We start from the raw sequence: 270 nt of genomic DNA on the forward strand, positions 1-270 counted from the left end.
CATCGATGTCCATGCAGAAATTGCTGCTGAGTTCATGGTGATGAATCATAAGCATTTCAGCAAAGATGCAGTCTGTATTTTTACATCTGTATCCGGGACTACTCAAGAAACAGTTGCAGCGGCTGAATATTGTAAAGAAAAAGGCGCAACTACAATCGCTTTAGTTGCAGAGCCAAATAATCCGCTAACACAAATTGCGGATTACTGTATAACGACTGGTTCTGAAACGCACTCTTTTGATACTTTCTTTATGCTTTTGTACATGATCGT

At 39.6% G+C, this 270-nt stretch carries 1 protein-coding gene; it reads left to right on the plus strand.

Features of this window, described 5'->3' with window-relative positions; genetic code table 11:
• On the plus strand, positions 1 to 270 hold a 270-nt coding region (locus SB773_RS31925), incomplete at both ends, for an SIS domain-containing protein (protein ID WP_410594345.1).

This window comes from Bacillus sp. SIMBA_074 (genome assembly GCF_046534555.1).
Lineage (GTDB): Bacteria > Bacillota > Bacilli > Bacillales > Bacillaceae_G > Bacillus_A > Bacillus_A mycoides.